This is a genomic window from Pseudomonas sp. GW823-FHT06E10 (assembly GCF_058794995.1).
In genome coordinates this window covers 96,176-109,582 of sequence record NZ_JBXAHJ010000007.1, presented here as the reverse complement: position 1 = coordinate 109,582, position 13,407 = coordinate 96,176, and the positions used below count along the sequence as shown (strand labels likewise).

Sequence of the window (13,407 nt, the reverse complement as noted above, 5' to 3'; positions counted from 1 at the left end):
CTGCGGCATACTCCCTCGCCTAATTGCCCGGAATCCGCTATGCGCCCACTTGCACTCCTTGCCTTGACCTTGATGCTCACCGCTTGCGGCGACGGCGAATCGCCATTTCCTCCTGACGCCCGCCTGCCGGACGGCGGACGTTATCGCGGTGACCTGGTCAATGGCTTGCTGCAAGGCAAGGGGCGTATCGACTACCCGAACGGCAGCTGGTACGCCGGCGAATTCGACAAGGGCCAGTGGCAAGGCCAGGGCGAATGGCATGGCAGCAATGGCGAAGTCTATCGCGGTCAGTTCAATCAGGGACTGTTCGACGGCCAGGGGGCATTGACCACCAACGCCAGCAGCTACAGCGGCGGCTTCAAGGCCGGCCGGCGCAACGGCGAAGGTACCCTCAAAGAAAACGGCATGAGCTATCGCGGAGAGTTCAAGGCCGATCAATACGCCGGCCTGGGTCGCCTCGAACTCGAAGACGGCAGCTCCTATCAGGGCCAGTTCGCCCACGGCAAACCCAATGGCGAAGGCCAGCGCGGCGACGGCAACGGCAATCAGTTCACCGGGCACTTCGTCGACGGCCAGCTGGAAGGCAACGGGACTTTCAACAGCGCCGATGGCGACATCTATGTCGGCAGCTTCAAGAACAATCAACTGCACGGCAAGGGCCGCTACGAAAACGCCGACGGCGATGTCTGGCTGGGACAGTTCAAGGAAGGCTCGCTGAACGGCAAGGGTGAGTTGATCGGCACTGACGGCAGCCACTACATCGGCCAGTTCAATGACTGGCGTTTTTCCGGCCAGGGCCGCCTGAACCTGTCCGACGGCAGCTTTTACACCGGCCAGTTCGACAACGACAGTTACCAAGGGCGCGGCACATTGGTGTTGACCGATGGCACCGTGCTCAGCGGCACCTGGATCAACGGCCAGCGCGTACGCGACACCGAGGGCAAATTATTGCCCGACACCCTGGAACTCGGCCTGCTGGCCCAGGGCCGCCTGCTCGACGCAGCGCTGGCCAACGTTCCACACTCGACGCCGGCGGTGGAGCTGTACTCGTTGACCTTGGGGGGTGATGGCAAGCAAAGCGTGTTTCTGCGCGAATCCGACTACGTCGCCAACATGCTCACCACCCGTTTTGGCACCCTTGGCCAGATCCGCCTGGTGAACCATCGTGACCACCTCGCCGACCGCCCGATGGCTACCCGGGAAAACCTGCGCCGGGCTGCCCTGACGCTGGCCGAACGCAGCGGTCCGGAAGACCTGGTTTTCATCTACCTGAGCAGCCACGGCACCAGCGAACACGAACTGGTGCTTGACCAGCCACGCATGGAATTGGCCGATCTGCCAGCCGACGAATTGGCCGCTGTTCTCGCCCCCCTGAAAAATCGCGACAAGATCATCGTGATTTCGTCCTGCTACTCCGGCGGTTTCATCCCCGCCCTCAAGGATGAACGGACCCTGATCATGACGGCCTCGCGGGCCGACCGAGTGTCCTTCGGTTGCTCGGAGGAAGCCAACTTCACTTATTTCGGAGATGCCCTGTTCGCCCAGGCCCTGAACCAGACCGATGACCTGGAACAAGCCTTCAAACTGGCCAAGGCCACTGTCGCCGAACGTGAGCTGGCGGACGGTTTCGAAGCGTCCGAACCACAGATCTGGGCACCGAAAACCGTCCTCTCGCATTGGCAACTCCTGCGCAAACAGCAGGCACGAAAAGCGCTGCAAAGTGCGTCCATCGAAAGCAAGGATGCAAACAGCAACTAAGCTGAATAGTATCAAGGGAGAAACACTATGTACTTGACGCCTCAGCACGTATTGCTTGCCGGAGCCACCGGCCTGACCGGTGAACATCTGCTTGATCGCCTGCTTAACGAGCCGACGATTACACGGGTATTGGCCCCCTCACGCAGGCCATTGGCCGAGCACCCGCACCTTGAAAACCCCGTCGGCGACCCGGCAGAGTTTCTGCCGCAGTTGAACGGCCGTGTCGACATCGCCTACTGTTGCCTGGGCACCACCATCAAACAGGCAGGCTCGGAACAGGCGTTCCGCGCGGTGGACCTGGACATGGTCGTGGCCTTTGCCAAACGCGCACGGGAGATGGGCGCACGGCACCTGATCGTGATCAGTGCTCTGGGAGCCGATCGCAGATCCTCGATTCTCTACAACCGGGTCAAAGGCGAGATGGAGTACGCACTGCGTGCGCAGGACTGGCCGCAGCTGACCATCTGCCGCCCTTCGCTGTTGCTGGGTGATCGCACCGAGCCGCGACTGGGCGAGAAAGTCGCCGGCCCGTTATCTCGGCTGATCCCTGGTAAATACCATGGTATCGAAGCCTGCCAACTGGCTCGCGCGATGTGGCGCCTGGCACTGGAAGAGCAGGACGGGATCAGGATTGTCGAGTCGGATGAGCTGAGGAAGCTGGGCAAGTAAACCGCGAACCTGTGGCGAGGGGGCTTGTCGGAACGCCGCACCGCCCCGTTCGGCTGCGTAGCAGTCGTAAATATGGAACTTGCGATGTATCAGAAAAATGGAGATGGCCGGTTTTGGGGCTGCTTCGCAGCCCAACGGGGGGCAAGCCCCTCGCCACAAAAGCGCTATACCTACAACCCACCCGTCGCCTGAAAACTCACCCCTATCACCGTCAGCAACGACAGCGGCAACAGCAGCGTGTCGAGCAACGCACTGGCCGGCAGATCAACACCCGGATAGCTCGGTGCTTCGGCGCCGAACCGGTCCATCGCACAGCACCCACCGTTCATTGCGTACAAATCCAGGCGAGTCCCGGCGTACACCACCGGCGCCCCCGGCTTGGCCGCATCGAGGGTGCGCGCCGTGGCGCACCCGGCCAATTGCAGCGCCAGCACCATCACCAGTAGCTTATTCATCGCTGGTCAGATGATGCTCGCCCCAGCGCGGCAACATGTCCTGAGGAATATTGAGCACGTTAAGGATCCGCGCCACGACAAAGTCGATCAGGTCATCGATGGTTTGCGGTTGATGATAGAAGCCCGGCGAGGCCGGCAGAATCGTCACGCCCATGTTCGACAACTTGAGCATGTTCTCCAGATGGATGCTCGAATACGGCGCTTCACGGGGCACCAGGATCAACTGCCGACGTTCTTTGAGCGTCACGTCGGCGGCACGCTCGATCAGGTTGTTGCAGGCACCGGTGGCAATAGCCGACAGAGTGCCGGTGGAACACGGCACCACCACCATCGCCGCCGGCGAACCGGAGCCCGAAGCCACCGGCGACATCCAGTCTTCCTTGCCATACACGCGAATCTGCCCGGCGGCAGCCCCCGTGTATTCGGTGAGGAACGCCTGCATCATCTGCGGCTTGGCCGGCAGCGTGACGTCGGTTTCGGTGGCCATCACCAATTGCGCCGCCTTGGAAATCAGGAAGTGCACTTCACGATCTTCCCGCACCAGGCAGTCGAGCAGGCGCAAACCGTACTGAGCACCGGAAGCGCCGGTCATCGCCAGGGTGATGCGGTCCGGGCCGTTGTTCATTTTAGCGCCTCGGCGAGTTTGCCGTGCAGGCCACCGAAGCCGCCGTTGCTCATGATCACCACGTGAGTGCCTGGTTGCGCCTGACTCTTCACGCGTTCGATGATGCCTTCCAGGGAGTCGCTGACAATCGACGGCACGGTGCACAGCGCCGCCGTGGCCGCCAGGTCCCAACCGAGGTTGGCCGGGGCGTACCAGATCACCTGATCGGCATCGACCACGCTTTCCGGCAATCCGTCGCGGTGCGCGCCAAGCTTCATGGAGTTGGAACGCGGCTCGATGATCGCGATCAACGGCGCATCGCCGATGCGTTTGCGCAGGCCATCCAGTGTGGTGGCAATGGCGGTCGGGTGGTGAGCGAAGTCGTCATAAATGGTGACGCCACCCACTTCCGCGACTTTTTCCATCCGGCGCTTCACGCTTTTGAAGGCGCTCAACGCGGCGATGCCCATGGACGGCACGACGCCGACGTGGCGCGCCGCGGCCAGGGTAGCCAGTGCGTTGGCGACGTTGTGCTGACCGGTCATGTCCCACTCGACCACGCCTTGGGAAACACCTTCAAACATCACTTCGAAGGCCGAGCCATCTTCGCTGAGCAACTTGACCTGCCACTGGCCGTCGGCACCCGTGGTCTGCACCGGAGTCCAGCAGCCCATCTCGATGACACGCTGCAGCGCCGGCTCGGTGGTCGGATGAATCACCAGGCCTTCGCTCGGAATGGTCCGCACCAAGTGATGGAACTGCCGCTCGATGGCCGGCAGGTCCGGGAAGATGTCCGCGTGATCGAATTCGAGATTGTTCAGGATTGCCGTGCGCGGGCGGTAGTGCACGAACTTGGAGCGCTTGTCGAAAAAGGCGCTGTCGTATTCGTCGGCTTCGATGACGAAGAACGGCGTGCCACCCAGGCGCGCCGACACCGAGAAATTCTGCGGCACGCCACCGATCAGGAAGCCCGGACTCATGCCCGCGTGTTCCAGCACCCAGGCCAACATGCTGCTGGTGGTGGTCTTGCCGTGCGTACCGGCAACCGCCAGTACCCAGCGACCTTGCAGCACGTGATCGGCCAGCCATTGTGGGCCGGAGACGTAGGGCAGGCCTTTGTTCAGCACGTACTCCACAGCCGGGTTGCCCCGGGACATGGCGTTGCCGATCACCACCAGATCAGGGGCCGGATCGAGTTGCGCCGGGTCGTAGCCTTGGGTCAATTCAATGCCCTGGGCTTCCAGCTGAGTGCTCATCGGCGGATAGACGTTGGCATCGGAGCCCGTCACGTGATGGCCCAGCTCTTTGGCCAGAACCGCCATTGACCCCATGAAAGTGCCGCAGATACCAAGAATATGAATGTGCATAGTCGACCTCGTAAAACATGGCCGCAGGTTAGCTTAGGGAGGGGAAAATCGCACCTGATGTTTCAGAGTTGAGGGCGCCTTCGCGAGCAAGCCCTCACCCACAGGGACCGCGTGTACCCTGTGGGAGCGGGCTTGCTCGCGAGTGGCCGCGACACGGATTACCGGGCGATACCGTGTTTACGCAGCTTCCGATAGAGGGTATTGCGACTGACCCCCAGCTGCTCCGCTGTGTGCGTCATATGCCAGCGCGTCTGCTCCAGCGCCGTGAGTAGCGCTAGCCGCTCGGCATCTTCCAGCGGATGCTCCGAAGCTTCTTCAATCGTCGACACTACCGGCCGCGCCTGGCGAATCATCGCCGGCAAATCCTCCAGGCCGATCCGCCCGTCCTCACACAGTGCTGCCAACGTACGCAGCACATTTCGCAACTGCCGCACGTTACCCGGCCAAGCGAACCCCAATAAGGCCTCCCGCGCCGGCCCGTCGATCAACACGGTTTCTCCGCCCGCCTCCTCGGCCAGCAAAAAGTCGAGCAACCGGGATTTGTCGCTACGATCACGCAAGGCCGGCAACGCGACTTCCAGCCCGTTGAGCCGGTAATACAAATCCTCACGGAAGCTGCCGTCCTGCACACGATCCAGCAACTTACGGTGAGTGGCACTGATGATCCGCACATTCACCGATTCCGGCTCTCCGCCGATCGGCACCACTTGTCGGTCTTCGAGCACCCTCAGCAAGCGCGTCTGCAAGGCCAGTGGCATGTCACCGATTTCATCGAGGAACAAGGTCCCGCCATCGGCCTGTTGCAACTTGCCGCGCATACCCTCCTTGCGTGCACCGGTAAAGCTGCCGCCGCGATATCCGAACAACTCGCTTTCGATCAGGCTTTCGGGAATGGCTGCGCAATTGAGGGCGACAAAGGCTTTCTCCGCCCGCTGGCTGGCGTGGTGCACCGCTTTGGCAAAGGCCTCCTTGCCGGACCCGGTTTCACCGTTGATCAGCAGCGGTACGTCGCGCTCGTAGACGCGCAAGGCTTTGCGGAAGTCCGCCTGCAACGTTGCGTCATCCAGGCAAATGCCCGACAGGCGCGGTGCTTGTGCGACCTTGGCCGCTGGCACCAACGGAGTTGGCAGCGGCCGCCGTGCCTCACCGCGCAATACCGCAAACAGCTTGCGACCATCACGGGTGCGCAACGGCCAACTGGCGGCGGCATTGGTGCTCGCGCGACCGAGCAACTCATCGAGCGAGCAATCGAAAAACGCCTCCACCGGCTTACCCAGCAAGCCGCCGCGAATATGTCCCAGCAGGTTCAGCGCACTCTGGTTGACCGCGCAAATGCGCCCTTCCCCGTCGAACGCCAGCAGCCCTTCGCTGAACAGACCGACGGACTCGGCTTGCAAGTGAAAACGCAACAACCATTGGTTGTCGAAGCAGCGCAGGAAGTAGCAGCTCTCGATCATCTTCGCCGACAGGTTGACCAGTGCCATGGTGTGGAACTGGCTTTGCCGCGACACATCGCGCCGCGCCGACGACACGTCGAGCACCGCCAGCAATTCGCCATGGGGATCGAAGACCGGGCTCGCCGAGCAGGTCAGGCCGGTGTGGCGGCCGCGAAAGTGTTCGTCCTGATGGATGGTCAGCGACTGACGCTCCACCAGACAGGTGCCGATACCGTTAGTGCCTTCGCAGGCCTCGCTCCAGTCGGCCCCGAGCCAAAGACCGGCGCGCTCGAAGATCTGTCGTTCGGCGGGCGCGGTGACGCAGTTGAGGATCACGCCGCGGGCGTCGGTCAGCAGCACTGCATGGCCGGCGCCGGAGAGCTGTTGATGCAGGCTGGTCATTTCATTGCCGGCGATGTGCAGCACTTGCTGCAAGCGCTCGCGGCTTTCCAGGACACGACCATGTTCCAGCACCGTCGGCGCGATGCTCAGGGCCGGATCGAGATGATAGTCCTCAAGGCAGCGCAGCCAGGAACGGGCGATGGACGGATCGCTACCCGGACCGTGCAGGTGGGTCTTGCCCTGGGTCACCGTCAATACTTGCTGGGCATGGCGACTCAAATGGTTGTCTTGCATTTCTTATTATTCTCCCCGGGGCTCGGCGACCCGTGCATGAGGTGATGCCGAGCATCCTCCAGCCCGGCCCGCATTGCAATGCCTGCAAGACCGGCTGGTCACAAGCTGTGCCACAAAGGGTACAAAGTGTCACCCTGGCTGTACCGAAAGCGTCACAGGCGCTACCCGCCCGTCTGACAAAAACCTCGCAAGGCCTTGATTTACCTGACATGCAAGGCACTGGCCCGCCCCTTGCTCTACGCTTAAAGCAAGCGCACATGCGCGACTCCCTATAAGCACAAAAGCAAGGAGAGACCACCATGCGTTACGCTCACCCCGGTACTGAAGGCGCTATCGTTTCGTTCAAAGCCAAATACGGTAACTACATCGGCGGCGAGTTCGTCGCGCCTGTCAAAGGTCAGTACTTCACCAATACCTCGCCAGTGAATGGCCAACCGATTGCCGAATTCCCCCGCTCCACGGCCGAAGACATCGACAAGGCCCTGGACGCTGCCCACGCGGCGGCCGATACCTGGGGCGCCACGTCCGCCCAGGCACGTTCGCTGGTGCTGCTGAAAATCGCCGACCGCATCGAACAGAACCTCGAACTGCTGGCGATCACCGAATCCTGGGACAACGGCAAAGCCGTTCGCGAAACCCTCAACGCCGACATCCCTCTGGCCGCCGACCACTTCCGCTACTTCGCCGGTTGCATCCGCGCCCAGGAAGGCAGCGCCGCCGAAATCGACGGCAACACCGTGGCCTATCACATCCATGAACCGCTGGGCGTGGTCGGGCAGATCATTCCGTGGAACTTCCCGATCCTGATGGCCGCCTGGAAACTCGCCCCGGCGCTGGCTGCCGGCAACTGCGTGGTGCTCAAACCCGCCGAGCAAACCCCGCTGGGCATCACCGTGCTGGTCGAACTGATCGGCGACCTGCTGCCACCGGGCGTGCTGAACATCGTGCAAGGCTTCGGCAAAGAAGCCGGCGAAGCCCTGGCCACCAGCAAACGCATCGCCAAGATTGCCTTCACCGGCTCGACCCCGGTCGGCTCGCACATCATGAAATGCGCGGCCGAAAACATCATTCCGTCCACCGTGGAGCTGGGTGGCAAGTCGCCGAACATCTTCTTCGAAGACATCATGAAAGCCGAACCATCCTTCATCGAGAAGGCCGCCGAAGGCCTGGTGCTGGCATTCTTCAACCAGGGCGAAGTCTGCACCTGCCCTTCCCGGGCGCTGGTGCAAGAGTCGATCTACGACGAATTCATGCAAGTGGTGATGAAGAAGGTCCTGCAAATCAAACGTGGCGACCCGCTGGACACCGACACCATGGTCGGCGCCCAGGCGTCCGAACAGCAATTCGACAAAATCCTTTCGTACCTGGAAATCGCCAAGGGCGAAGGCGCCGAGCTGCTGACCGGCGGCAAGGTCGAAAAACTCGAGGGTAACCTGGCGAGCGGGTATTACATCCAGCCGACGCTGCTCAAGGGCACCAACAAAATGCGCGTGTTCCAGGAAGAAATCTTCGGTCCGGTGGTGAGCATCACCACCTTCAAGGACGAAGCCGAAGCCCTGGCCATCGCCAACGACACCGAGTTCGGCCTGGGTGCCGGCCTCTGGACCCGCGACATCAACCGCGCCTACCGCATGGGCCGCGCCATCAAGGCCGGTCGAGTGTGGACCAACTGCTACCACCTGTACCCGGCGCACGCCGCGTTCGGCGGGTACAAGAAGTCCGGCGTCGGTCGTGAAACCCACAAGATGATGCTCGACCACTATCAGCAGACCAAAAACCTGCTGGTGAGCTACGACATCAATCCGCTGGGCTTCTTCTAAAACCGGGGGCGACACAGGTAACTCTGTGTCGCCCTTTCTACCGCCTTCGCGAGCAAGCCCGCTCCCACAGGTTTTTGTGGTGAATCCAGCTGTTGAGACCTGACACAGAACCCTGTGGGAGCGAGCTTGCTCGCGATAGCGACTTAAATGACACAACACAAAAGGCTGGCCGCTCTGGCACGGGCCTTGCGTACCCGTCATTCAGGAATTGCACCCAACCCGTCGCACCCGAAAGTCCAAAAGATCGAACAATAAAAATTAGAGAGGACTTATGACTATTTCTTCCACACAGCTCAAACCCACACTCGGCACCCTGCATTTATGGGGCATTGCCGTCGGCCTGGTGATTTCCGGCGAGTACTTCGGCTGGAGTTACGGCTGGGGCACCGCAGGCACACTGGGTTTTCTCGTCACCGCGTTGATGGTGGCGACGATGTACACCTGCTTCATCTTCAGTTTTACCGAACTGACGACGGCGATTCCCCACGCTGGCGGGCCGTTTGCCTACAGCCGCCGGGCCTTTGGTGAGAAAGGCGGGTTGATCGCCGGCATCGCCACCCTGATCGAATTCGTCTTTGCGCCACCGGCCATCGCCATGGCCATCGGTGCCTACCTCAACGTGCAATACCCGGAACTGGACCCGAAGATCGCCGCCGTTGGCGCCTATTTCGTGTTCATGGGCCTGAACATCCTCGGTGTCAGCATCGCGGCCACCTTCGAGTTGGTGGTCACCGTGCTGGCAGTCGCTGAGTTGCTGGTATTCATGGGCGTGGTCGCCCCGGGCTTCAGCTTCAGCAACTTCGTGCTCAATGGCTGGTCGGGTTCGAACGAGTTCACGATGGGCTCGATTCCCGGGATTTTTGCGGCGATCCCCTTTGCGATCTGGTTCTTCCTCGCCATCGAAGGCGCGGCCATGGCCGCCGAGGAAGCCAAGGACCCGAAACGCACGATCCCCAGAGCCTATGTCAGCGGCATTCTGACCCTGGTGTTCCTGGCCATCGGCGTGATGGTGATGGCCGGCGGCGTCGGCGACTGGCGTCAACTGTCGAACATCAACGATCCGCTGCCCCAGGCGATGAAAGCTGTGGTCGGCGATAATTCGACCTGGATGCACATGCTGGTATGGATCGGTCTGTTCGGTCTGGTGGCAAGTTTCCACGGGATCATTCTTGGCTATTCCCGGCAGTTCTTCGCCCTGGCTCGCGCCGGTTACTTGCCCAAGGGGCTGGCCAAACTCTCGCGCTTCCAGACGCCGCATCGGGCGATTCTGGCCGGCGGCGTGATCGGCATCGCGGCGATCTACAGCGACGGTCTGGTCAACCTGCAAGGCATGAGCCTGACGGCTGCGATGATCACCATGTCGGTATTCGGCGCCATCGTGATGTACATCATCAGTATGCTGAGCCTGTTCAAGCTGCGTAAGACCGAACCGAACCTGGAGCGCACCTTCCGCGCGCCGGGCTATCCGATCGTGCCGGGGATCGCGCTGTTTCTGGCGGTGGTGTGCCTGGTGGCGATGGCCTGGTTCAACACCTTGATCGGCCTGGTCTTCCTCGGCTTCATGGTTGCCGGGTACCTGTACTTCCAGTTGACTGCCAAGCAACGCTCCGAGGCACCGGCAGACGCTATGCTCGAAGGTATCTGAATGCACCGGCACCGGGATTTTTGCCGGTGCCTGCCTTATCAAAGTGCACAGAGGCTCCATGTGGGAGCGAGCTTGCTCGCGATAGCGGATATTCATTCGACACATGCGTTGGATTTGAAACCGTCATCGCGAGCAAGCTCGCTCCCACAGGGATTGACAGTGTTAGCTAGAGAACAGGAGGACTCCGCCCCCATGGCCGTATATGCCCATTCCGTCGGCGCCCAGACCTATCGCTTCGACAGCCTCAAGGATGTGATGGCCAAGGCCAGCCCAGCGCGCTCCGGGGATTTTCTGGCCGGTGTCGCGGCCCTCAATGACGGCGAGCGCGTCGCGGCACAGATGACTTTGGCCGACATTCCGCTATCCCACTTCCTGCAAGAAGTGTTGATTCCCTATGAGTCCGATGAAGTCACCCGCCTGATCATCGACACCCACGACAAACAAGCCTTCGCGGTCATCAGCCACCTTACCGTCGGCGGCTTTCGCGATTGGCTGCTCAGCGATGCCGCCGACGAGCAGGTTCTGCGCGCCCTCGCCCCCGGCCTGACCCCGGAAATGGTTACCGCCGTGTCGAAGATCATGCGCGTGCAGGATCTGGTGCTAGTGGCGCAGAAAATCCGTGTGGTCACGAAATTCCGCGGCACCCTCGGCCTGCGCGGGCGACTGTCCACGCGCCTGCAACCGAACCACCCCACCGACGAACCGGCCGGTATCGCCGCAAGCATTCTCGACGGCCTGCTGCACGGCAACGGCGATGCCATGATCGGCATCAACCCGGCCACCGACAGCATCGCCTCGATTTGCGCCATGCTGGAAATGCTCGACGCGATCATCCAGCGCTACGAAATCCCGACCCAGGCGTGCGTGCTGACCCATGTCACCACGTCGATCGAAGCGATCAATCGCGGTGTCCCATTGGACCTGGTGTTCCAGTCGATCGCCGGCACCGAAGCGGCCAACGCCAGTTTCGGCATCAACCTCAATATATTGCAGGAAGGTTACGACGCAGGTTTGAGCCTCAATCGCGGCACGCTGGGCCAGAACCTGATGTACTTCGAAACCGGCCAGGGCAGTGCCCTGTCGGCCAACGCCCATCACGGCGTCGATCAGCAAACCTGCGAAACCCGGGCCTACGCCGTGGCGCGGCATTTCAAACCATTTCTGGTGAACACCGTCGTCGGCTTCATCGGCCCGGAATACCTGTACAACGGCAAACAAATCATCCGCGCCGGGCTCGAAGACCACTTCTGCGGCAAATTGCTCGGTGTGCCCATGGGTTGCGACATCTGCTACACCAACCACGCCGAAGCCGACCAGGACGACATGGACACCCTGCTGACCCTGCTGGGCGTCGCCGGGATCAACTTCATCATGGGCATCCCCGGCTCCGACGACATCATGCTCAACTACCAGACCACTTCGTTCCACGATGCGCTCTACGCCCGGCAAACCCTGGGATTGAAGCCCGCACCGGAATTCGAACAGTGGCTGGCGAGAATGGGCATCTTCACTCAAGCCGATGGCAGGGTTCTCTTCGGCGACAGCCTGCCGCCAGCCTTCCGGCAGGCCTTGGCGCAACTGGGATGAGCATTGACATGGATAAATTACCCTTCGATCCACACAACCCTTGGCTGGAGCTACGACGCCTGACGCCGGCGCGAATTGCCCTGGGCCGCACCGGCACCAGCATTCCCACCCGCGCACAACTGGACTTCCAATACGCCCACGCTCAGGCGCGGGATGCGGTGCACTTGCCGTTTGACCATGCCTCCCTCAGCGCGCAATTGGCCGAACGTGATCGCGAGTGCCTTTTGCTGCACAGTGCGGCGACGGATCGCAACACGTACCTGCAACGCCCCGACCTGGGGCGAAAACTCAGTGATGCCTCGGCGCAGGCCCTGCGTGATTACGCGGTGGCTCATCCGGGAGGCGTGGACCTGGTGATCGTGGTCGCCGACGGCCTGTCGGCATTGGCCGTTCATCGCCATACCCTGCCGTTTCTGGCGCGCTTCGAAGAGCAAATAACCGGCGACGGCTGGACTGTTGCACCAGTCGTACTCGTAGAACAGGGCCGGGTGGCCGTCGCCGATGAGATCGGTGAGTTGCTTGGCGCAAAAATGACCGTGATCCTCATCGGCGAGCGCCCTGGCCTCAGCTCCCCGGACAGCCTGGGATTATATTTCACCTACAATCCCAAGGTCGGCCTTACCGATGCCTACCGTAATTGCATCTCCAATGTCCGGCTCGAAGGCCTGAGCTACGGCATGGCGGCACACCGTTTGCTGTATTTGATGCGCGAAGCCTGCCGGCGGCAGTTGTCAGGGGTCAATCTGAAGGACGAAGCGCAGGTTCAGACACTGGACTCGGACACGGGAGGCGACATGAAAGGAAATTTCCTGCTCGGACCGCCGAATGCCTGAACCGCTTGCGCATTGCACATTCGTACCAGTTTCAGGCAGGATCGTTGCGCGGCCGCCAAGGGTTTCCCATCGCCGTCAGAGACGTAAGACAGCCACTTGAAGACGAGACCTACCATGCGGATTATTCAAGCGACCCTCGAACACCTGGACCTGCTGACACCCTTGTTCGTCAAATATCGCGAGTTTTATGGTTCCCTGCCGTATCCGGACTCGTCCCGGGCGTTCCTCGAGAAACGCCTGCGTCGCAAGGAGTCGGTGATCTACCTGGCGCTGTCCGATGATGACAGCAACAAACTGATGGGTTTCTGCCAGCTGTACCCGAGCTTCTCCTCGCTTTCGCTCAAACGTGTGTGGATCCTCAACGATATTTATGTCGCCGAAGACGCCCGCCGCCAGTTGGTGGCCGACAACCTGATCCGCACCGCAAAAAAAATGGCCAAGGAAACCAATGCCGTGCGCATGCGTGTTTCCACCAGCAGCAACAACGAAGTCGCGCAGAAAACCTACGAGTCCATCGGATTCAAGGAAGACACCGAATTCAAGAACTACGTGCTGCCGATCAGCGACGAACTCTGAATCACCTGCACCCTGCTCGCG

General features: G+C 61.2%; 11 protein-coding genes. 7 read left to right on the top strand and 4 right to left on the bottom strand.

What is annotated here, in order from left to right:
• Positions 1–39: 39 nt before the first annotated feature.
• A complete protein-coding gene (locus tag AC1Q6Y_RS13605; protein ID WP_223500103.1) occupies positions 40–1,758 on the top strand; it encodes a C13 family peptidase in 1,719 nt (572 codons plus the stop codon).
• Positions 1,759–1,785: 27 nt separating this feature from the next.
• On the top strand, positions 1,786–2,427 hold the full coding sequence (locus tag AC1Q6Y_RS13600; protein WP_057713149.1) for an oxidoreductase: 642 nt from the start codon (positions 1,786–1,788) through the stop codon (positions 2,425–2,427).
• Between the two features lie 170 nt (positions 2,428–2,597).
• Here the strand turns inward: AC1Q6Y_RS13600 and AC1Q6Y_RS13595 are convergent, their stop codons facing one another.
• The 4 genes from AC1Q6Y_RS13595 to AC1Q6Y_RS13580 all read right to left on the bottom strand — a co-directional run bounded on the left by AC1Q6Y_RS13595 (position 2,598) and on the right by AC1Q6Y_RS13580 (position 6,925).
• On the bottom strand, positions 2,598–2,882 hold the full coding sequence (locus AC1Q6Y_RS13595) for a YceK/YidQ family lipoprotein (protein WP_090451603.1): 285 nt from the start codon (positions 2,880–2,882) through the stop codon (positions 2,598–2,600).
• Entirely contained in the window at positions 2,875–3,507 is a 633-nt protein-coding gene (gene ubiX, locus AC1Q6Y_RS13590; protein ID WP_057713147.1) for a flavin prenyltransferase UbiX, read from the bottom strand. The genes AC1Q6Y_RS13595 and ubiX overlap by 8 nt, the downstream gene beginning before the upstream one ends.
• Positions 3,504–4,853, bottom strand: a complete 1,350-nt coding sequence (gene mpl, locus AC1Q6Y_RS13585) for a UDP-N-acetylmuramate:L-alanyl-gamma-D-glutamyl-meso-diaminopimelate ligase (RefSeq protein WP_492624686.1) — start codon at positions 4,851–4,853, stop codon at positions 3,504–3,506. The genes ubiX and mpl overlap by 4 nt, the downstream gene beginning before the upstream one ends.
• A 158-nt stretch (positions 4,854–5,011) precedes the next feature.
• The gene (locus AC1Q6Y_RS13580) at positions 5,012–6,925 is read right to left on the bottom strand and encodes a sigma-54-dependent Fis family transcriptional regulator (protein ID WP_150813910.1); all 1,914 of its coding nucleotides are present in this window, start codon (positions 6,923–6,925) and stop codon (positions 5,012–5,014) included.
• 299 nt (positions 6,926–7,224) lie between these two features.
• On the opposite strand from AC1Q6Y_RS13580, the gene exaC reads away from it, so the two are divergent.
• From exaC to AC1Q6Y_RS13555, 5 genes are all read left to right on the top strand, one after another.
• Complete coding sequence (exaC, locus tag AC1Q6Y_RS13575) at positions 7,225–8,745, top strand: acetaldehyde dehydrogenase ExaC (RefSeq protein ID WP_492624685.1); 1,521 nt, start codon at positions 7,225–7,227, stop codon at positions 8,743–8,745.
• 271 nt (positions 8,746–9,016) lie between these two features.
• Positions 9,017–10,390: an ethanolamine permease gene (gene eat / locus AC1Q6Y_RS13570; protein ID WP_057713144.1), complete on the top strand. Its 1,374-nt coding sequence runs from the start codon at positions 9,017–9,019 to the stop codon at positions 10,388–10,390.
• 192 nt (positions 10,391–10,582) lie between these two features.
• On the top strand, positions 10,583–11,977 hold the full coding sequence (locus tag AC1Q6Y_RS13565) for an ethanolamine ammonia-lyase subunit EutB (protein ID WP_492624684.1): 1,395 nt from the start codon (positions 10,583–10,585) through the stop codon (positions 11,975–11,977).
• An 8-nt stretch (positions 11,978–11,985) separates the two neighbouring features.
• Positions 11,986–12,810, top strand: a complete 825-nt coding sequence (eutC, locus tag AC1Q6Y_RS13560) for an ethanolamine ammonia-lyase subunit EutC (protein ID WP_492624683.1) — start codon at positions 11,986–11,988, stop codon at positions 12,808–12,810.
• 114 nt (positions 12,811–12,924) lie between these two features.
• Complete coding sequence (locus AC1Q6Y_RS13555; RefSeq protein WP_007990572.1) at positions 12,925–13,386, top strand: GNAT family N-acetyltransferase; 462 nt, start codon at positions 12,925–12,927, stop codon at positions 13,384–13,386.
• Positions 13,387–13,407: the final 21 nt, after the last annotated feature.